The sequence below is a fragment of the Blautia sp. MSJ-19 genome (genome assembly GCF_018918125.1).
Lineage (GTDB): Bacteria > Bacillota > Clostridia > Lachnospirales > Lachnospiraceae > Blautia_A.
In genome coordinates, this window is record NZ_JAHLQA010000017.1 from 156,191 (window position 1) to 177,807 (window position 21,617).

The 21,617-nt window shown below is 44.0% G+C and carries 15 protein-coding genes; 11 read left to right on the forward strand and 4 right to left on the reverse strand.

What is annotated here, in order from left to right; all coding sequences use genetic code 11:
- Nucleotides 1-21: 21 nt before the first annotated feature.
- The 3 genes from modA (at nucleotide 22) to KQI91_RS07675 (ending at nucleotide 2,749) form a co-directional block, all read left to right on the forward strand.
- The gene (gene modA / locus KQI91_RS07665; protein ID WP_216392254.1) at nucleotides 22-879 is read left to right on the forward strand and encodes a molybdate ABC transporter substrate-binding protein; all 858 of its coding nucleotides are present in this window, start codon (nucleotides 22-24) and stop codon (nucleotides 877-879) included.
- 128 nt (nucleotides 880-1,007) lie between these two features.
- Complete coding sequence (modB, locus tag KQI91_RS07670) at nucleotides 1,008-1,700, forward strand: molybdate ABC transporter permease subunit (RefSeq protein WP_216392255.1); 693 nt, start codon at nucleotides 1,008-1,010, stop codon at nucleotides 1,698-1,700.
- Nucleotides 1,700-2,749 carry a sulfate/molybdate ABC transporter ATP-binding protein gene (locus KQI91_RS07675; protein ID WP_216392256.1) on the forward strand — a complete coding sequence of 350 codons (1,050 nt, stop codon included), beginning with the start codon at nucleotides 1,700-1,702 and terminating at the stop codon, nucleotides 2,747-2,749. Before modB ends, KQI91_RS07675 begins: the two co-directional genes overlap by 1 nt.
- A gap of 93 nt (nucleotides 2,750-2,842) precedes the next feature.
- Here KQI91_RS07675 and KQI91_RS07680 read toward each other — a convergent pair whose 3' ends face one another.
- Together KQI91_RS07680 and KQI91_RS07685 are read right to left on the reverse strand one after the other, a co-directional pair.
- Nucleotides 2,843-3,925, reverse strand: a complete 1,083-nt coding sequence (locus KQI91_RS07680; protein WP_216392257.1) for a PucR family transcriptional regulator — start codon at nucleotides 3,923-3,925, stop codon at nucleotides 2,843-2,845.
- Nucleotides 3,926-3,993: 68 nt separating this feature from the next.
- Nucleotides 3,994-5,085, reverse strand: coding sequence for an ABC transporter ATP-binding protein (locus KQI91_RS07685; RefSeq protein ID WP_216392258.1), 1,092 nt, complete (start codon nucleotides 5,083-5,085; stop codon nucleotides 3,994-3,996).
- Between the two features lie 406 nt (nucleotides 5,086-5,491).
- Between KQI91_RS07685 and KQI91_RS07690 the strand changes: the two genes are divergently transcribed.
- From KQI91_RS07690 to KQI91_RS07720, 7 genes are all read left to right on the forward strand, one after another.
- Complete coding sequence (locus KQI91_RS07690) at nucleotides 5,492-7,201, forward strand: ATP-binding protein (RefSeq protein ID WP_216392259.1); 1,710 nt, start codon at nucleotides 5,492-5,494, stop codon at nucleotides 7,199-7,201.
- Nucleotides 7,202-11,689, forward strand: a complete 4,488-nt coding sequence (locus KQI91_RS07695) for a leucine-rich repeat domain-containing protein (protein WP_216392260.1) — start codon at nucleotides 7,202-7,204, stop codon at nucleotides 11,687-11,689.
- Nucleotides 11,686-12,627 carry an AAA family ATPase gene (locus tag KQI91_RS07700; RefSeq protein ID WP_216392261.1) on the forward strand — a complete coding sequence of 314 codons (942 nt, stop codon included), beginning with the start codon at nucleotides 11,686-11,688 and terminating at the stop codon, nucleotides 12,625-12,627. The genes KQI91_RS07695 and KQI91_RS07700 overlap by 4 nt, the downstream gene beginning before the upstream one ends.
- A gap of 6 nt (nucleotides 12,628-12,633) precedes the next feature.
- Complete coding sequence (locus KQI91_RS07705) at nucleotides 12,634-13,806, forward strand: DUF58 domain-containing protein (protein ID WP_216392262.1); 1,173 nt, start codon at nucleotides 12,634-12,636, stop codon at nucleotides 13,804-13,806.
- Between the two features lie 9 nt (nucleotides 13,807-13,815).
- A complete protein-coding gene (locus KQI91_RS07710; protein ID WP_216392263.1) occupies nucleotides 13,816-16,158 on the forward strand; it encodes a transglutaminase-like domain-containing protein in 2,343 nt (780 codons plus the stop codon).
- Nucleotides 16,159-16,165: 7 nt separating this feature from the next.
- Nucleotides 16,166-18,316 carry a transporter substrate-binding domain-containing diguanylate cyclase gene (locus tag KQI91_RS07715; protein ID WP_216392264.1) on the forward strand — a complete coding sequence of 717 codons (2,151 nt, stop codon included), beginning with the start codon at nucleotides 16,166-16,168 and terminating at the stop codon, nucleotides 18,314-18,316.
- A 104-nt stretch (nucleotides 18,317-18,420) separates the two neighbouring features.
- The gene (locus tag KQI91_RS07720) at nucleotides 18,421-19,317 is read left to right on the forward strand and encodes an AraC family transcriptional regulator (RefSeq protein ID WP_216392265.1); all 897 of its coding nucleotides are present in this window, start codon (nucleotides 18,421-18,423) and stop codon (nucleotides 19,315-19,317) included.
- A gap of 105 nt (nucleotides 19,318-19,422) precedes the next feature.
- Here KQI91_RS07720 and KQI91_RS07725 read toward each other — a convergent pair whose 3' ends face one another.
- Complete coding sequence (locus KQI91_RS07725; protein WP_216392266.1) at nucleotides 19,423-19,896, reverse strand: DUF6773 family protein; 474 nt, start codon at nucleotides 19,894-19,896, stop codon at nucleotides 19,423-19,425.
- Nucleotides 19,877-20,098 (reverse strand): helix-turn-helix transcriptional regulator, encoded by a 222-nt coding sequence (locus KQI91_RS07730; RefSeq protein ID WP_216392267.1) that lies wholly within the window; start codon nucleotides 20,096-20,098, stop codon nucleotides 19,877-19,879. Before KQI91_RS07730 ends, KQI91_RS07725 begins: the two co-directional genes overlap by 20 nt.
- A gap of 290 nt (nucleotides 20,099-20,388) precedes the next feature.
- Here KQI91_RS07730 and KQI91_RS07735 point away from each other — a divergent pair, with 290 nt between their 5' ends.
- The gene (locus tag KQI91_RS07735; RefSeq protein WP_216392268.1) at nucleotides 20,389-21,411 is read left to right on the forward strand and encodes an ABC transporter substrate-binding protein; all 1,023 of its coding nucleotides are present in this window, start codon (nucleotides 20,389-20,391) and stop codon (nucleotides 21,409-21,411) included.
- Nucleotides 21,412-21,617: the final 206 nt, after the last annotated feature.

Consider the following 21,617-nt stretch of genomic DNA (forward strand, 5'->3'; position numbering starts at 1 on the left):
AGAAAAGATGGGAGATTTATCATGAAGAAAAAATTATTTACTGTAATGCTGGCTGGTGTTATGGCAGCAGGAATGGGTGCAGGAAGTATACAGGCAGCAGTTGCAGAGGAGGCAAGCGGCGATGTTTATGTATTTATCGCAGCAAGTCTTGCAAATGCAATGGATGTGATACAGAAAGATTTTAATGAAGAATATCCGGACGTTAACATTCTTTTCAATGCAGACAGTTCAGGTACACTGCAGACACAGATTGAAGAGGGTTCCAGGTGCGACATTTTCTTCTCAGCAGCAACCAAACAGATGGATGCACTGGTAGATGAAGAACTGGCAAAGAAAGATTCTGTAGTGGATCTTCTGGAGAATAAAGTCGTTCTGATCAAACCAAAGGATGGAGAGACAAAGGTTACTGGTTTTGAAAACATCACAGATGCGGAGAATATCGCACTTGCAGGAGAAGACGTTCCGGTTGGACAGTATTCCCGTGAAATCTTCAAAAACCTTGGTATTGAAGATGATGTCAACAAAATGGAGATCAATGAAGGAAAGAACGTAACAGATGTACTTGCATCTGTCAGTGAAGGAAGTAACGAGATTGGTATCGTATATGCAACAGACGCTGCATCCGTTGCAGACAAAGTCGATATTATCGCAGAAGCTCCGGCAGGCTCTCTGGAAACACCGGTTCTTTATCCGGCAGGTCTGACTGTAGATACAGAAGCATCTGACTCTGAAGCTGCAGCAGCAGAAGCATTTCTGGAATACCTTCAGACAGAGGACGCTATGAAAGTATTCGAAGAATATGGCTTTGCTGAATACAAAGCAGATGACAAAAAAGATGAGGCTGCAGAAGACACAGAAACTACAGAAGAAGCAAAATAATTGCTATCTGTAAACAGTAATGGATCAGTTTACTGTAAAAAGTTACCGAAATAAAAATTACATATAAAAGGGGCTGCATATATGTCAGCTCCTTTTTGTAGATACAGAAAGACAGAGAAGGAAAGAAAATGGAATTTTTGCAGGAAATTAACTGGAGTCCACTGTGGATTTCTTTAAAGACTGGTGCGGTGGCTACGACCATTGCCTTTTTTCTGGGAATATTCTGCGCCCGCAAGATTATGAAGATGAGACCGATATCGCGAGCTGTCTGGGATGGAATCCTGACTATGCCACTTGTGCTGCCTCCGACAGTTGCCGGATTTTTTCTGCTTTTGCTCTTCAGTCTCAGAAGACCGTTCGGAAAGTTCCTTTTGACAAATTTTGATTTTAAAGTGGTCCAGACATGGAAAGGCTGTGTGATCGCGGCGGCAGTGATTGCTTTTCCTCTGATGTATCGCAATGCAAGGGCTGCTTTTGAGCAGGTGGACGTGAATCTGATCTATGCGGGACAGACGCTTGGAATGAGTGACTGGAAAATTTTCTGGAAGGTAATCGTTCCGGCAGCAGGACCGGGAATTGCATCCGGTACAGTGCTGGCATTTGCCAGAGCGATTGGAGAGTATGGGGCGACTTCCATGCTGGCGGGCAATATCCTTGGAAAAACAAGAACGGTATCTGTGGCGATCGCGGCAGAGACTTCGGCAGGAAACTATGATATTGCAGGCTTCTGGGTTGTGATAATCGTTGTGATCTCCTTTGCAATCGTGGCACTGATCAATATCGTCTCGGGAAAAGGCATGAAGAGTAGAAGGTGGATCTGATGGCAATACAGGTAGATATAGAAAAGAATTTTAAGGGATTTTCTCTTAAGTCGACATTTGAGAGTAATGCATCGACAACAGGAATCCTTGGGGCATCCGGAAGCGGAAAGAGTATGACGCTTCGCTGCATTGCCGGTATTGAGAAACCGGATAAAGGCAAAATCGTGATTAATGGAAAAACGGTCTTTGACTCAGAAAAAAAAATCAATCTCAAGCCACAGGAACGGCGAATTGGATATCTGTTCCAGAACTATGCACTGTTTCCGACGATGACAGTAAAGGATAATATTTTGTGTGGATATCGTGGAGCAAAAGAACAGAGGGAAGAAAAGGTCTGTGATTTTATCAGACGGTATCAGCTCGACGGACTGGAGAATCGTTATCCGTCACAGCTTTCCGGCGGACAGCAGCAGCGCGTGGCGCTTGCGAGAATGATGATCGGAGAACCGGAGGTAATCCTTCTGGATGAGCCATTTTCTGCACTGGATGGCTACCTGAAGGATGTGCTGCAAAAAGATATGAAGGAATTTCTCAAACAGTATTCCGGTGATATGCTGATGGTAACCCACAGTCGTGATGAGGCGTTTCGTTTCTGTAATGAACTGATGCTTTTAAAGGAAGGGAAGACCCTGATCTTTGGAGAAACAAGAGCGTTGTTTGAACAGCCACAGCTTCTGGATGCTTCCAGACTGACCGGTTGTAAAAATAATTCCCGTATTGAACGACTGGGAGATCATGAGGTATATGCGGTTGACTGGGGAATTTCATTACATACAGAACAAAAAGTGGAACCAGATATAACACATATTGCAATTCGCGGACACTGGATCGTACCGACGGATCAGCCGGGACAGAACTGTCTGTCATTTGAGACATCTGAGTATGTGGAAACAACTTTTGAACATCAGTATCTGGTGACGAATTCGAATGTGAAAGATGGTGCAGCATTATGGTGGATGCGTCCGAAGAACAGTTTCCGGGATGATCATGATGAAAATCTTCCGGCATACCTGTATCTTCCGCCGGAGCATCTGATGCTGCTGAAATAAAAGAAAAGAGAATACAGACAAAAGGAAGCAGGAATCTTTATGGAGTATGCTTATTCCAAAAGATTCCTGTTTTGTTGTAAAAGAAAAGAATTTTTATCGAAGATCCTTGGATTTGAGATAACCGGCGACAAGCATGGCGAGTTTGAATGTCATGGCATCTTCAAAAGTACGAAGATCCAGTCCGAAGCGTTTCTGGATCTTTTCGAAACGATACACCAGAGTATTACGATGGACATAAAGTTGTCTGGATGTCTCGGAGAGATTCAGGTTGTTTTCGAAGAAGGTACGAATGATCGCAAGTGTTTCGGCGTCAATAGAATCGAGAGTTTCATCTCCGAAAATTTCCTGAATGAACATTTCACAGATAGAAACAGGGAGCTGATAGATCAGTCGGCCGATTCCGAGTGTACGATAGCCAAATACATTTCGTTCTGCATAAAAGATCTTTCCGATTTCGAGAGCAGTACGGGCTTCTTTATAAGCATTAGAAAGATCTTTCAGTTCATCGACGGTGTTACTGTAAGCGACCCATGCCTGAGTCATTGCCTCTGTACCGAGCATGTCCACCAGCATATGGGCAATATCTTCCAGGTCTTCATAAGTTTCAGTGGAAGTGAGTTCGCGGATAATGATGATGCCGCTGTCATCCATAGCGGTGATAAAATCATGTGTGCGTGCGGAGAAAATATTTTTGATCGTAGCCAGGGCGTGTTCGTCTCTGGCCTGCTTGGTCTCGATCATAAAGATTGCTCTGCGCGCGGAAGAGGAGATGTGGAGCTTGCGGGCACGGTTGAAGGCCTCTATCTCGGTATAATTTCCGAGAAGCAGTTTCTGCATGAAAGCATTTTTGTCATTTTTTTCTGCGTGGCTTTCGAGAATGCTCTGAATCTGGCAGACAGCAAGTTCTCCGATGGTGGCAGTTGTGTCACTACTTCCCCATACGATCAGAAGATAAGGAAAATCATTTTTTTCGGTGATTTTGTAAAGACAGCAGGAGGCATTGGCCTGGCATAATGCTGTGCTGCTGCGAAAATCGTCCAGCCTGGCCGCAGAGGGAAGACGACGGTCACAAGTTGTGACGAATACGTGGTTGTCTTCCGTGAGCAGACAGAAATCCAGATGACTGATGCGTTTCCAGTCATCCATGTATTTTTGTATTGTTCTCTGTATGGACATGGAATCATCCTTTCTGAAAAAAAGACCCGGGGTAATAAATGCCCCGGGTCTGATATTCTGATTTAATCTTAGTTTGTGATAACCAGTTCTGTATCTTTGTCGAAGAAGTGAGTTTTTTCCATATCGAAATCGAATTTAACCGGATCACCTGTTTTGGCTTTTGTGCCTGGATCAACACGAGCTGTGATCTGAGTTCCGTTTACATCGAAGTACAGGAATACTTCTGCACCAAGAAGCTCGTAAACTTTAACTGTAGAAGACATGGAACCGTCAGCCTTATCTGCAACGTCTTCTGGACGGATACCCATAACAACTGTTTTTCCTACATAGCCGCCATCTTTAAGAGCTTTTGCTTTAGCAGCCGGGATAACCAGTTCGTCTTTTCCGATCACTGCAACAAGGTCGGAACCTTTTTCTTTGATCTGTGCATCAAGGAAGTTCATCTGCGGGGATCCCATGAATCCGGCTACGAACAGGTTGCCTGGTTTCTGATACAGGTTCTGAGGTGTATCTACCTGCTGAACAACACCGTCTTTCATAACGACGATTCTGGTACCAAGTGTCATAGCCTCTGTCTGGTCATGTGTTACATAGATGATTGTAGCACCCAGTCTCTGATGAATCTTGGAAATCTCGATACGCATCTGTACACGAAGTTTTGCATCCAGGTTGGAGAGCGGCTCATCCATAAGGAATACCTTAGGATTACGAACGATAGCACGTCCCATAGCAACACGCTGTCTCTGTCCACCGGAAAGAGCCTTCGGTTTACGATCAAGAAGTTTTTCCAGGTCAAGGATTCTTGCAGCTTCACGAACTGCTTTATCAATCTGGTCTTTCGGAACTTTACGAAGTTTCAGTCCGAATGCCATGTTATCATATACGGTCATATGAGGATACAGAGCGTAGTTCTGGAATACCATTGCGATATCACGGTCTTTTGGCTCTACATCGTTCATAACTTTGTCACCGATCTTTAAGGTTCCGCTGGTGATTTCTTCCAGTCCGGCTACCATACGAAGTGTAGTAGATTTACCACATCCGGAAGGTCCTACGAAGATGATGAACTCTTTGTCTTCGATTTCAAGATTAAAGTCTTTAACGGCTTCGAAACCGTTAGGATATGTTTTATTAATGTGCTGTAAAGATAAACTTGCCATTACTTTTTCCCTCCAAAAAATATTATGTAAGTTTTGTGCTCTTGTTTTGAACTGTTATCAGTATACTGAATTTGTGAAAAAGAATAAAGAGAAGAACCTTACAAATATTTGAGGGGTTTCTTGACAGATTGACGAAAAGCCCGGGAAGCTTCGTCAGAGTGTCAGAATCTGGTCGCATTCATTATAAAACATCACGATTCATCTGACAAGAAACACATCCGGGCCGTTGGGAAAACTGTCGGAGAAATTGGAGAAAACAGAAAATAATGTGCATGTTTGCGCAGAATACTATAATTATATGTTTGATTTATACGCTTTTTCGTTTATAATAGATAAGATAAGAGTAGTTTAACTATTAATGCATAATGAAAAATAGGCGGACAGCGCTTAGGAAGAGGGATAAAAGTTGGATGCGATTGCGGATCTGTTGACAACACTTGGAAATAATTTTTCACTTGTGGTGATTGGAAGTGTGGAAGTACTGGCGGGCGTATTTCTTCTTGGCAGCAGCCTGAAGAAAAAAGTACCTGCAAAAAAGCGGCAGGCTTTTTATGGATCGGAGGCTGTGTTTCTGAAACAACTGAATGTTCGTGAAGAGGAAGCGTGTATTGTGATACGCTGCAGTGATCTGATGCCGGTGTATGCGACTGAAAATCTGGAAACACTGCTGGGAGTTTCATTTGAGCATGTACAGCGGGATGTGACAAGTCTGGACAGAAATTGTCAGGGAAGCGAGCGCAGCAATAGTATCTGGAAACAGTATAAAGCCTGGAGCGGAAGCTCTCCGGAACATTACGAAATAGAAATGAACGATGGAAGATGGCTGAGAATGTCGTTGAGCGGTGCTGATGACGGGAAATACCATCTTATGTCTTTTCTGGATTCTACAGATATACATAAAAAGATAGCACAGTACGAAGAGGCGCTTCGCAAAGCAGAGGAAGAAAGTGAATCCAAAACGACTTTCCTGAACAGAATGTCTCATGAGATCCGTACTCCGATGAATGGAATCATGGGTATGCTGACACTGGCGGAGAGCAGTCTTGAAGATGAAGCTCCGGCACGAAACTATCTGAATAAAGCAGAAGAACTGTCCGGACATCTGCTGGCACTGATCAATGATATCCTGGATATGTCACGTATTGAGGCAGGCAAAGTAGAGCTGGAGAAAAAAAGTTTCAGTCTTCGCAGGCTGGGACAGAAACTATATGATATGTTTGCCAGAAATCTGGAAGCAGAGGGAATTCATTATGCAGTAAATTTTGAAGATATGACAGTCGACTATGTGATCGGTGATGAACTCAGAATCAGCCAGGTTATTATCAACTTTCTCTCCAATGCAGTAAAATTTACCAGAAAAGGCGAAATAACCGTAACGTTTCGACAAATGATGCAGCAGGAAGGTATGGCAGACCTGATGATCTGTGTGCATGACACAGGAATCGGCATGGAGCCGGAATTTATCAATCGGATTTTCCGCCCGTTTGAACAGGAGAGCAGTGATACTTCCAGGACATACGGCGGAAGCGGACTGGGGATGGCAATTACGGATCATCTGGTCAAATTGATGGGCGGTGAGATCGTTGTCCGGAGTACACCGGGAAAGGGCTCTGATTTCTCAGTATTTTTACATCTTCCAACGGCAGAGGCACCATTGGAAGAAGAAAGACAGCAGGAAACTCAGGAAGAAGTACAGAATGGAAATGAAGCTGCTTTCCATGGACGGAACATTCTAATGGCAGAGGACAATGAGATCAATGCAATGATTGCTGTAGAGATTCTTTCCAAGATGGGGGCAAAAGTTGATGTTGCAGAAAATGGACAGGAAGCGGTGGAGATGTTTGCTTCCCACGCGGAAAATTATTATGATTTTATTCTGATGGATGTGCAGATGCCGATAATGGACGGACGAAGAGCTGCAAGGAAGATCCGCAGTCTGGAACGGGCAGATGCAGAAACAATACTGATCTTCGCACTGTCCGCAGATGCATTTGTGGAAGATGAGCGTAAATCACTGGAAAGCGGTATGAATGCACATTATGCAAAACCCGTAGATTATCAGGCTTTGCAACGCAATATTGGAGTTTTTCTCAGAGAGAAAGAGATGGGACGATAAATGAAGAAAAAGAAGATAGGGATTGCAGTGATCACAGTACCGGTTCTGGCGGCAGGCACGGTTGCACTGGCATCTTCCTATAGAGCAGGAACAGGATTCAAGCCGTCAGATTCAGAACAGGAGCTGCAGGTAAATCAGGTTGTATTTAATGATGAGGAAACCGGAACAGGCCGTGAAAAAAAGAAAGACGGAAATGAAAGCCAGCTCCTCAAAAAGAATAATGAAGAAAAGGACACTGCAGAGGGAACGCAGCTGGAAAATCAGGCAGATTATCTGTTTGAAAATGAGCAGATACATACGGAAACAGCAGGTGTTCTGAATAACAGAAGCACGGATACGAGCAGTCAGGATGAGGAATCGCAGCCGGCCGAACAGCCGGATCAGGTCTATAATCTTACCAATAATGCTTCGGATGCAAATGCTTCTCTGAATGATCCTTCGCAGACAACAAAAACAGGAGTCAGTGTGAATCCTTCAGGAAACGGGTCTTCATCAGGAAATTCTTCCGGCTCACAGAACGGCAGTTCCAGTACGGCAGATCCGACTAAGACACCATCACGGTCTGACAGCAATACAGGAAATAATGGAAACAACAATAACAGCGGAAATGGTGGAAATACAGCAGATGTTGTAACTCCGACACCAGCACCGGGAACTACTTCCAGACCGGCGGATTCCGCGAGAGATCCTGAATCTACCAAAGCGAATCCGAATCCGGGAGGCGGTCTGGGACAGATCACCAGCAAACCTTATACAGAAGGCGTGAAGCCGGGAAATGAAAACACAGAGGATGGTGGAAGCAGTATTGTGATCCGGCAGTCGACAAGTGCGACAGGAAGTTCTCTGTATGTCGGACAGTCTGTTGAGAAAAAAGATATCTATAATGCACTGGAGACGATGGTTTATGGTGAAGATGGAGTACGTTATCTCTGGGGAGATGATGCACTGGATAAATATGTACGTATTGAGGGAGTTTCCTTTGATGGAAAGAAGACCTGGCGCAACTCTTTTCCGGTAACGATCCCGGATAATATAGATGAGGGAGAAATGTTTATCCGCGTTACTTACCGACTAGCAGAATCCGACACAAACTGGCTGGAGGAACTGGTGCCGTATGAGGTAAAACAAAATCGTATTTTCATTTTATCAGAACAGCTCACACAGGAAAATCAGCAGATCGATACAGACAATATCATGAATGACGAACAGTTTCCGAATATTGGAAGTCTGATGAATCTTCTGCGTCTGCAGAGAAATCTGGTAGAGGGAGATGAACTGAAAGCACTGTTTCCCGGATGGACAGAAAACGGAGAACTGGTACCCTGGCTTTATAGTTCGCAAAAAGGACGTCATATTCTGGAACCGGCGGACTGGGTTGCTCTGGATTCTGCCTATACAGTCAGATTTGTACTGCAGTGGATGTCAGATACATATGATGTAGGAAAAGAATATTCCAATCTTACTTATCTTCAGACACTGACGAACTGCACCGAAAAAGCTATTACAACAGAACTGGATGCAGACGGAATGCATCGGATCCTGACTGTACCACAATATGTGCAGGCTGTGATCTTTGATGCGGATGCGGACAAAGAAATCGATTATCTGGAGATTCCGGATACGGTTTTCTATGTAGATAATTCATCCGGAGGTCTGAGAATCCGAAAGGGATACCGGGTAAGTTCGGACAACCTGAAATATCAGGCACTGGAAAACGGAGTACTGGCAGATAAGACAGGAACTTCTTATCTGGGAATTCCATATGATATGCAGACACTGACAGTGCCGGAAACTGTGAATAAAGTGCTTCTGACCAAAGAAAATCAGATCTCTGTGCTGGAACTCAGGGCAGAAATTCTGGATGAAATGCCGCAGATCAGTTATGAAAACCTCAGCAACTGCAAGACGGTCGTGAAGAATGATCTTCTGAATACATTTATGGAGCAGAACTCCACGGTTTTTTCTCAGGATCAAAATAATACAGTGGCTGCAGAAGATGCACCGGATATTACCTATACTATAAAAAATGAAGGAATCATCAGCAATGATGGAAAACTGCGCAGAGTTCTCCATACCGGAAGAAGCAGTTTCTCCATGCCAAATGGAACTTGTGTGATACAGGAAGGTGCTTTTAATGGGATAGGTGGTCTTACAACACTGAACCTTCCACAGGATGGCAAAGCAGTGACACTGGAAAAGAATTGTTTTGCGGACAGTGATCTCGCTACGATCCGCTGCTACTCAGCAGAGCAGTTTTATAAAATAGCAGACCAGATTGAGCAGAGCGGTGCTTCTGCTGAGATTTCCATCGAGCTTGTGGGTACATCAAAAGAGGGAATCCGCTATTCAATTGCAGATAAAAATGATGAAGAAATCATTACCGTGATCGATGTTCCGGATGCTCTGACTTTGTTTGATGGAAATCTGGTTCTGGAAGATGACAGTGAGATTATGGTCACTGCAATTGGGGACAATGCATTTGAAAACTGCAGCAAACTGAAGTGGGTAACCCTTCCGGAAACGGTAAATTCAATTGGATATCAGGCTTTCAAAAACTGTACTTCACTGCAGGGTCTGTTTATCAGTACAGAAGATTCGATCTATATAGGAAATATGTCACTGGATGGATGTGATTCCCTGCGATTTGTTGGCTCTAATGCCATGCAGGCTGTGATGCAGGATGAATATTCGCCGGTTATTTCAGATGCCAGTGGAAACCGTTATTTTTATGTACCGACCGGATCAGATGGCTATACCGAAAACTGTATCAGCTTTACAGCAGAATCTGGTGTGCGCGGCTACGATATGGTGGATATCGGTGACGGAAATTATATGCTCTTCGGTGTGGATGATGACTGGCAGCCATGGCTTGGGCTGCGAAGTGGCAGCAGCGTTGCGGATCAGGTATCGCTTCCTGTGACAACGGTGGAGATGTTTAATTATTCGATGGCAGATTCTCATGCACCATCAGGAAGTTATACCGTGAACTGGGAGGAACTTACGGAACTGTGGGTTCTGGACAGCGGAACTTTCCAGGATGCAGACCTTGGCGGCGATATTGTGATGCTGGGAGCTGTCGAGGCAGGCGCATCTGCATATATTGGAGAAAGTACATTTGCCGGCTGCTCCAATATCACTTCTGTTGAAATCATGCAGAATCAGTATTCTATGGGACAAAATGCCTTTGATAACTGTACGTCTCTGAAAACAGTAAGGTTTCACAATACTTTAGGCGGAGGCACATTGTATTCCGGAGCATTTACAGGATGTGACAGTCTGACAGATATCACGTTTGATGGGGCGACCCCGGCAGAGCTGGTTATCTTTGGTTCGCAGGGGTATCAGTTCAATTACGAGTGGACAGCGGAAGAAGAGGCACAGAAATTACATATACATGTTCCGGAAGGCTCGGAAATGGCTTATATTAAAGCATGGCGTTATATCGCAACCGGATATTTCTCTGTTTTTGAACAGACCGCTTATACGAGAATGTGGGAAGATGTCCAGTGGGAGAATATGGACTGGGATACATGGGAATTTCCATCTGATGAAGTAACGATGCAGCTTGTAGAAGCAAAACTTCTTGAGGGCGAAAACTACGTTCGCAGTATGCTCGGAACTGCACTGGTGCAGGAACCGACGGATATGTATCATTATCGCTACAGTAACTGGGAAGTTACTTTACTGAAGGTTCCGACTGAAGTAGAAGAACTGGATCTGGCATGGACCTATGATATGGAACTTCCGGATTATACGGTTATTAATTATATAGGCAGCAATGCTTTTTCAAAAGGTGGAAAACTGAGATATCTGAATATTCCGGACACGGTATCCGGAATTTATTCAGACGCGTTTGCAGGTGTGAAGATCAGTAAGCTTACGCTGAATTTTGAGAGCACTACACCGCCTTCTTTACTGAAGAATGACAGTGGAGAGATTTTTGAATTTGGAGTCACAGATGAGCAGCTGGAAATCCATGTTCCGGAGGGAAGTGAGGAAACTTATATTCAGGAATGGCGATATGCACTTGCCGGATATACAGATCTGGACGAGGTACGTCAGGCAGTCAGAGAAGATCTGCTTGCTTCCGGAAATGGCACAGAGCCTTCAGAAGAAGAGATTGACCGGGCTGTTGCAACAAAACTTCTTCCGGCAGAAAACCGACTGCGGCTTATGATGGGACTGGAAACAGTTACATCGGTTGCACCGCAGGAAGCAGAAAAAGATTCAGAAGAAATTTTTGTAAGTGGAGAACAGAACGGAACCAAAGAGGATGAAGAAGTCGTGATTTCTGAAGATCCGGAAACCATAGATATGGAGGAAGATACACAGAAGGAAACGGAAGACAGTCCGACAGAGGTGACGGAGAATGAAGGTGCCCCGGACAGTGCAGAAGAGACAGAAAGCAGTATAGAAGGAAACACTGTGGCTGGACAGAATGATCTGACAGATGGACCGGCCGGAAGCGAGGAGGAGATACAGGAATGATCGTTGAGCAGTCAAGAGAAATTATCGAGGAAGTAGATAAAGCCTTTATCGGTAAAAATAACATTATAGAAAAAGTTCTGATGACAATTTATGCAGGAGGGCATGTGCTGCTGGAAGATTGCCCCGGAGTGGGAAAGACAACTCTGGCTATGGCATTTGCAAAAGTGCTTGGGCTGAGCAATAAGCGTATCCAGTTCACAACAGATACGCTGCCGTCTGATATCACCGGTTTTAATATGTACAACAGGGAGAACAATCAGTTTGAATACAGGGAGGGCGCAGCAAATTGCCAGTTACTTCTGGCAGATGAGATTAACCGTACTTCTCCAAAAACACAGTCTGCACTTCTTGAAGTTATGGAGGAACATACGATCAGTCTGGATGGAGTGACACATGAACTTCCGGTTCCGTTTATTTGTATTGCTACGGAGAACCCGTTAGGTTTTGCAGGAACACAGCCATTACCGGAATCCCAGCTTGACCGTTTTATGGTATGTCTTTCCATCGGTTATCCGACACTGGAAAATCAGATGAAGATCATTCGTGCTCAGCGTTACAGCAATCCACTTATGGATCTGAAAACGATTACCAGTGCACAGAATATCCTGGAAATTCAGAATTACCTTACTTCTGTGCGGATTGCAGACAGTGTGCTGAAATATGCGGTCCTGCTCTGTGAAGAGACCAGAGAACATCCACTGGTAGAGCTGGGAATCTCACCGCGAGGTGTTTCTGCACTGATCAGAATGGCAAAAGCAGGTGCTGTTATGAAGGAGCGAAACTATGTGATACCAGAGGATATACAGAATGTATTCTGTGATGTATGTGCGCACAGACTGGTGCTGCGCCCGCAGGCTCAGGTAGAAGGTGTCCATGCGCGAGATATTCTGGAAGACATTATGAAAAAGATCAAGCCTTCCTCTGTGGAAGAAAGGTAAGCGGATATGTGGAAAAACCGACTTGGATATATTCTGGTCATGGCAGGATGTGCGGTGCTTCTGTTTTTTTACAGCAGGCCGTTTTTATTGTATGCACTGCTCCTGATGCTTGGAGTGGCAGTTGGAGATTTTTTTCTTCTGCGTCGGGATGCCCGGAATCTGCAAACTGAATTTGAGATCAGACCTGCGGTACGTCAGGGAAATACAGCTTCTTTGATTTTGAAAACTTCTTCAAAGCATAGAATGCTGGTTGCAGGGCAGATCCTTCTTGATGCAGTTGTCAGGAATGAAATGTTTGATACAGTGGAGCAGCGTAAAGTACAGATGCATCTGCAGCATACGGAAGAAAGCTTTGAAATTCCGATTTCTGCAAATCTGAGTGGAGAGATCAATATTGAATCCGCCGGTGTATGGATTTCGGATCTGTTTAAACTGTTTCGTTTTCCGGGAAAGAACCTTCGGACGATTCATACCGTGATCTATCCGGAAGATGCCCCGATCAGGGTGGAGGTTTCCAGAAAATTTGTCGGAGCGTCACAGGATGAGGGACTGGTGCAGAGCCGCAAAGGAAATGATCCGAGTGAAACGTTTGATATACGTGAATATATGCCGGGAGATGATGTGCGCTCGATTCACTGGAAACTTTCAAGCAAAACCGACACCCTGATTTTTCGGGAATCAAGCGATCCTTCACGTTATCATATGGTGATTCTGCCGGATTTTGGTCTGAAACAGGCAGGCGAATCAGCCTCGGAGACAGAGCTGAATGCAGCAGTCGGGATCGGTGCAGCAGTATGCAGACAGCTTGCAGCAAAGGGAGTTGCTTTCTGTATGGCATTTCCGTCCGCATCGGGGATCAGACTGGTAGAAGTACGAAATCAGAGTGATTATCGACGGATGCTTTCTCAGTGGCTTGCCATGCGGGTACAGAAAAACAGTGGGGACGGATTAAAAATGTTTATAACAGAGCATCTGGAGCATTGTTTTACAAGACTTCTGATCCTGTCTGCCGGACAGTATGATCAGAATCTCAGCATTCTGGATGGGCAGATCAGTGTTACGGTACTGAATGCATCTGAGAACAGAGAGGATGTTTATGTGAGCAGGAATGGCAGCTGTGAATTGATGGAGATTCCGGCTGCTCACAAAAACGATAGAACCTATCGGATTATATGTTAGGAAATATAAATGAAAACAAAAATGAAAAAAACACCGGTTATGATTCAGGAGCTGTATTCCGGTGTAGAAGAAAGATATGACAGACAGATTCTGTGGATCTTGTTTCTGACACTGCTCATGACAGGTGGGATTCTGAGTGGAATAAGGGCAGGATGGGGAGAGACAGCTCCGTCAGGCGGCAGTATGCTGCTGACTGCATTGTTTGGACTTGCCGGTTGTATACTGGCATATATACGAAAAAAACAAAATCCACTGGGAGGGCTGTATATGCTGCTTCCATGGGCAGTATTGGCTGTGATGACCAGACTGCAGGGAATAACCACAGGTGCAAAAGCCTGGATCAATGTATTGATCAGCAGATGGAATACAATAAATAAGGGCGGTGCGGCACTTTTTTCAGTCAATGCGGGAAAAAGTGATATTTTGGTATTTACTTTGTTTCTGACACTGGCAGTTGCACAGATTGCCTGGATACTTGTTGCCGGATATCATATTGTGTGGGCGAATCTGTTCTGTCTGCTGTGGCTGATGATTGAGCTGTTCTGTGCGGTTTTGCATCCCATTGCCTGTGGACTGCTTCTGGCATCCTTGAGTGGTCTGTGGATATCTGACCGGAATTTACGGATCAGTTTCAGAGGGATCGTATGGACTGGTGGAATTCTGGTGGTTATGTGTGTGTTTGGAGGAACTGTATCTTCAGAGGAGATTTCCATGGTAAGTCAGATACGTGAGAGCGTACAGGAAACTGTCCATCAGATAAGATACGGCAGGGACACACTGCCGGAAGGAAATCTGTATCACGCGGATGAACTTCAAAAAGAAAACGGAAGTATGCTTCAGGTACGGACAGAGCAGCAGAAGAATCTGTATCTTAAAGGCTTTGTGGGTGCTGAATATGAGGCGGGGATCTGGAATCCGCTTGCAGATTCTGCGTATGGAGAAGAGCATGCCGGCATGTTGGAATGGCTTCATGAAAAAGGTTTTGATCCTCTTACGCAGGTTTCGGATTATTATACCTGCAGTACCGATGAAAATAAGCCGGAAAAAAACAGGATTGAAGTCAAGGTGACCGGAGCATCAAGATACTATGTGTATGCACCGGCTTCGCTGGATCTGGTAAGAAGTGGAAAATTATCCGAAAAAAAAGACACCAGACTTTTCAGTAAGGCGCTTTTGGGCACAAAGAAATATGCACTGGATGAAATATCATCGACAAGACCATCAGAGCTGATGGTAACAGACAGTTGGGTGAGTGCTCCACAGACAGAAGATCAGGAGTCCTATCTGGAAGCAGAGGCAGTGTATCGCTCTTTTGTTTATGAAAAATACAGAGATGTAGATACAGAAACTGCTGATCTGATCCGCACTGTGTTCTGGGATGATTATGCATCGGACAGTGACGGAATCTACAGTGCGATCTGTCAGATCCGGAAAGTACTTAAAGAAACCGTAAGCTATACAGAAGAACCGGAAGAGACCCCGGAGGGAGAAGATCCGGTGCAGTATTTTCTTACAGAATCGCAGAGGGGAAATTCCATGCTTTATGCATCGGCAGCGGTAGATGCACTGCGCGTGCATGGAATCCCGGCCAGATATGTGGAGGGATATTATGTATCTTCTGAGACAATGTCCCAGAATGGCGGAGCAGAGCTCACGCTTACCGGCAAAGATGCACATGCCTGGGTTGAAGCCTATTTTGACGGAATCGGATGGATGCCGCTGGATGTTTCTCCGGGATACTATTACGATGCTGTAGCGTTACAGAAAATGGTAGGTTCCCCGGATATGGCACAGAAAAATGCGTTTCTGAAAAATAATTCGTTTGGGGCGGAACAGGTCACCGGACTGGAGGGAAACACAAAAGAAAATCTCCGGGATAAAATGCTTCCAACTGTGAGAAGTGTAGCAGCGATCTGTCTTGGCATAATAGCGGTACTGTTTATGCTCGGAGTACTGCTTATCGTACTTGCAGAGGGAATTCGGGGCTATCTGCTGTGGAAGGATGCGAAGATGAGCAGAAGTGCTGAACAGAGCAGGAGAATCCACTGGATAGAAAGAAAAATATACAATTATCTGGATATCATAGGTATTGAAGCACGGCTTGGATGGAATACACAGGAAACGGATCATGAGCTTGCGCAGCGATATGAAGATATGGAAGAAGGCGAATATAGCCGCGTCTGTGATCTGATTGAAAAAATGATCTATGGTGAGATAGAACTGGAACCATATGAGGAGCGTACTGTGAACAGCTTCCTTGAAAAGCTGCTTGCTGAGAAAAAATCATTAAATTGGAAAAACTGGCTGAGATACAGATATGTCTATGTATGGAAAAACAGAAAGGATTTGTAGGAAAGAGATGACTGCAAAAAGACAGATAAGATTAAATGTAGGCATTTTACTGATTGTGGTGTTTATGATTTTTACATGCTTTCCTGTGAATTCTCGGGCAGCAGGAGCAGAAGATGAAAATCGTGCATTAAAGAAAGTACGAGTTGGATACCTCATTTATCCGGGATATCAGGAAGGAGAAGGAGATCAGCCGAAATCCGGTTACGGATACGAATATCTTCAGCAGATTGCTTATTATGCAGGCTGGGAATATGAATATGTCAACGGTAACTTCAGCGAACTTCTCGAAATGCTGAAAAATGGCGAAATTGATATTATGGGTGATCTGTCCTATACAGAAGAACGTGCCAGAGATATCAACTTTGCCAGGGAGGAACAGGGAAGAGAATATTACTATCTGTTTGTGCGTGAGGACAGGACGGATATCAGTGCAACAGATTTTTCTACTTTGCAGGGCGCAAAAGTTGGAATCAACAAGGGAAGCGTCCAGGTCGATCTGTTTGAGGAATGGTGTAAAGAGAATCAGATTGACTGCGAGATTAAACTTTACGAAAGCAGTTCAGAACGCTATAATGACATGAACAGCGGCAAACTGGATGCGATTGTGTCTACAACGGTTGCTGAGAAAGAAATCTTGAAATATCACTGGAATTCCATTCTCAAAATCGGATATTCCCCATATTATTTTGCAGTAAGTAAAAAAAGTCCGGAGTTGTACGAAGAATTAAATAATGCCATTACAAGAACGTTGCAGTCGGACTGGTATTATAATGAGAAAGTTTACCTGAAATATAATGGAAAAACCTCAGCAGCTTCTGCCAGTCTTGATGCAGAGGACAAAGAATGGCTGGAAGGTAAAGAGGTAATAAAAGTCGGTTATACGAATGATACACTTCCATATTCGGACTGGGATGAAAACAGTGGTCAGATGATCGGACTTTTATCTACATTTATTGATCATATGAAAGACCGGTATGGTGCTACCTTTGAACCTGTCAGATTTGATGGCTATGATGAGATGGCAGATGCATTGCAGAATGGGGAAATCGATACGGCTTTTCCTGTATATGGCGGTTACTGGACAGCAGAAAAAAATAATCTGATGGTTTCCGGAAATCTGACATCAGGCTATCTTATGGTAATCTACAGAGATACCTATGATACAGAAACGACTTCTTCGATCGCGGTCATTGAAGACAGTCCGCTGCAGCAGTTTTGTGTGCAGGAACATTTCCCTGATGCAGAGATCATAACCTGCAAGAGCAGGCAGGAATGTGTGGATGCAGTGGAATCAGGAAAAGCATCCTGTACATTGATGTGCTCAGATACCTATTATGCGTATCGCAATGAGTTTGAGAATCTGTCAGATCTGAATATTTCCAATACAGGATATGAAGTTCCAGTCAGTCTGGTGACAAGGCGGGATGATGTCCAGATGTACAGCTTTCTGAAAAAAGGACTGGCAAGCATTAAAGACATGGATATTCATGAAGCGCTGATCGTCAATGGATATGCAAATCCGGAAATGAATGTCCGGCAGTTTCTTCAGAAACATGTGATTCTTGTGATAATGGTTCTGGCGGTTGTGCTTGCATTACTTATGCTCTTGTTTCTTTATTATGTATATTCCAGCCGCAAGGCATTACGTCTGTCGAAATATAACAGTGAACTTAATGAAAAAGCCTATATTGACCTGGCTACAGGGCTTCCAAACAAAAATAAATGCGAAGAGATGATGTCCTCGCACCTGAATATCTCGAAACCAACGGCCTGTTTTATGCTGGATCTGAATGATCTGAAAAAAGTGAATGATACACTTGGTCATGAAATGGGAGATATTATGATTCTGAATTTTGCAAAATTACTGAGAAAAGTGGTTCCTCTTAAGTATTTTGTAGGAAGATTTGGTGGAGACGAATTTATTGTGATAGCAGAGGACATTTCCGGCAGAGAAGAGGCCGAGGAGATGGTAAAAAAGATTAAAGAGATGATTATGAAGTTTAATGGCCTTCGCAGTGAATTTCAAATTAACTATGCCTGTGGCTATGCATTTTCAGAGGATTATCCGGAGACCAGTCTTTCTGATCTGCTGAATGAGGCAGACATTAAAATGTATGAAGACAAATTAAAATCTAAGCAAGAAAGTCGAAAGATATAATCCTTTTGCAGATTTGCGTACATCGGAATGAGAGGAAGTGCAGGCATAGAGAGATGCAGTTGCAACATAGGGCAGCAATATAAAGAAAATTGGAGAATTGTAAGATGACAAAAAGAAACATGCTGGCAGAAAGTACCGGAAAAATGTTTTCGGGGCAGGGAACAGAAGATACTCCTGTGACGGTTGATCATGATGATTTCTGGTCGTTTGAGGAAAAGAATGTTCCTGTTCACTGGCATGAGGAGCTGGAAATCTGTCTGCCGGAAAAAGGAGAGGCCGTTTACCAGATTTATCAGAAAAAATATGTTGTCAAAGCAGGAGAGGGACTTTTATTAAATCGAAATATACCACATAGCTGCAATTCGCCTGGGAATGCACATGCACGTTATAGTACTGTTTTTGTAAAGCCGGAATTTCTGTATGAGGATACAGATGATGCCCCTCCTTATTTTTGCTCATTTCTGCAGAATGCAGTGCTTCCCTGTGTTTTTTTGACAGAGTCAGACGAAAATGAAAAAGAAATCTTACAGAAACTGAAACAGGTGGAGGAATTGTTTGATCAGAAAACAGATGGCTGTGAACGGGAGGGAAAAGAACTTCTGCGTGAGGCATTTTACATGATTTTTCAGGAACATCAGAAGGAATTGAGCAGATTTGTGCGGGTGAAACGTACGGAACTGGAACGACTGGAAATAATGCTGGATTATCTTCATACCTGTTATGCGGAAGGTACTTCTTTGCGTGAGTTGTCTGAGCAGCTCTATTTATCAGAAGAAGTCTGCTGCCGACTGTTCAAAAAACTGACAGGTAAAACAATCACCGGATATCTGGCAGAGTACCGTGCGAACAAAAGTTTTCCTTTGGTGAAGAGTGGAGAGTATTCTATGACACAGATTGCCGAAATGGTCGGGTTCAGCAATCAGAGTCGTTTTGCCTTTGCATTTCGGAAAATGTTTGGCTTCAATCCGGGAAAATACCATTCTTCGGGGCACAGAGAATAAATCGTAGAGACGTATATGGATTAATGCAAATTATAAAACAGCGGAAATATCAGCAATGATACTTCCGCTGTTTTGCAGCTCCGGATATCTGATCCAGGGCAGTTTTTATTTATCGTCCGTAGAGTCTTCGTCAATTTCTTCAAGCTTTTTCAGTCTTTTTTTATACAGCCTGGAAGAAATCGTTAATGCGATCAAACACAAGATTTCTATAGATAGAAACATAATAACTCCAGTTGCAATAGAACCGGCGAGTTTGTGATAATTCCGATAGGAGATAATAAACCACAAAATCCCCATAACAGATGCTGCAATGCTGCTGGCTATGATATTGTTCTTGAAATTCGGCTTCAGCTTCCGATCCCAGATACCGTTTCTTATGCATCCGATCGTAAGATATGCGGCAAGGCACATAAATACGATCCATTCTCCGGCAAGATTTTGTCTGCTGTCGTTTCCTATAGCTATCTGTATTAACATTACAGCCAGTAATCCCCAGAAAGCCAGCCAGCATCCATTGTGTTCGATCTTCAGAAGTTTCAGTTCCTGTAATTCATCCAGATTACTCTTCGTTTTCTTCATCGTCATCATCCTCCCAAAATAAATCATCCAGACTCTTATCTAAGATACGGCAGATTCTGCGGCATAGCTTGATCGTTGGATTGTATTCTCCCTTTTCAATCGCATTCATAGTCTGCCGCGAAATACCGGCAGCCTCCGCCAGTGCCTTCTGCGTCATATCCTTTTGTGCTCGTGCTACTTTGATAGCAATATTCTTTGGCAAGACCGCTTCACCTCCCTGATGATTATAAAGTAGCATTTATTATTATAAAAGTCAAGTATATTTTACTTTTGATCTAATATATTTGATTCTATAGGGGACGGTGACCATCGGGAAATAGATTCCTGCATCGAGAAACGTACTGCATGCTAAATCCGATGCCGCCGTCAAAGATGCAGCCCGTACCGGAAAGCTGCCTGCCCCTTTCACTTTGCGAGAAAACATTGCTCCCTGGTCACCAATTAATTAATTATGCATATCCTAACAGCAGAAGTCTTTAAAGGAGTATCTGCATGAAAAATAAAAAATGGATTTCACTGGCGGCGGCAGTCGTTCTGGCGGTGACGGCGCTGCCGATGGGAGTATTTGCTGCGAAGAAAGACGGGGCAGAGGAGAAGCTTACGAAAGTTACACTGAATGAAGTGGCACATTCGATTTTCTATGCACCGCAGTATGTGGCAATCGAAGAGGGATATTTTGCAGAAGAAGGTCTGGATCTGACGTTAGTGACGGGATTCGGAGCGGATAAAGTTCTGACTGCTTTGATCTCCGGTGAGGCAGATATCGGATTTATGGGAGCAGAAGCATCCATCTATGCATACCAGGAAGGTGCCACTGACCCGGCAGTGAACTTTGCACAGCTTACCCAGCGTGCCGGAAACTTCCTTGTGGCAAGGGAAGAAATGACTGACTTCAAATGGGAAAATCTGAAAGGAAAGAAGGTTCTCGGCGGTCGTAAGGGCGGCATGCCGGAAATGGTCTTTGAATACATTCTCCGTAAAAACGGCCTTGACCCGCAGAAAGACCTGACCATTGACCAGAGCATTGATTTCGGTTCCACGGCGGCGGCTTTTACAGGTGATGCTTCGGCGGACTTTACCGTAGAATTTGAGCCGTCCGCGACAGCACTGGAAAAAGAAGGTGCAGGATATGTTGTCGCTTCGCTCGGAGTAGATTCCGGCTATGTTCCATACACTTCCTACAGTGCAAAGACCAGTTATATGGAAAAAAATCCTGAAGTTATCCAGAAATTCACAAACGCTCTCCAGAAAGGCATGGAATACGTCCAGACCCATACCCCGGAAGAAATCGCGAAAGTTATCGCTCCGCAGTTTGCAGAAACTGACCTCGATACAGTTACGACCATCGTAAAACGCTACTACGATCAGGATACCTGGAAATCCAATCTTATCTTCGAAAAAGAGAGTTTCGAACTTCTGGAAGACATCCTTGAAGATGCCGGTGAGCTGAACGAACGTGTACCATACGAAAATCTCGTAACAACAGAATACGCCGAGAAGGCGGCAGAAAAATAAAGAGCAGAAGCAGAACAGAAAAATCCTGAAGGCCTGAATCAGAACCTTCGGGATTTTTTACAGTGGATAACAGCCATAAATGTATAGAATGCTACTTGAAAATCAAAATTTTTCATCATATAATTTAAACGAGTATGTGCCGTTTTTCATAAGAAATCACGGTATTACAGCAGAATAAAAAATATGCTGCATATAAATTTTCAGTT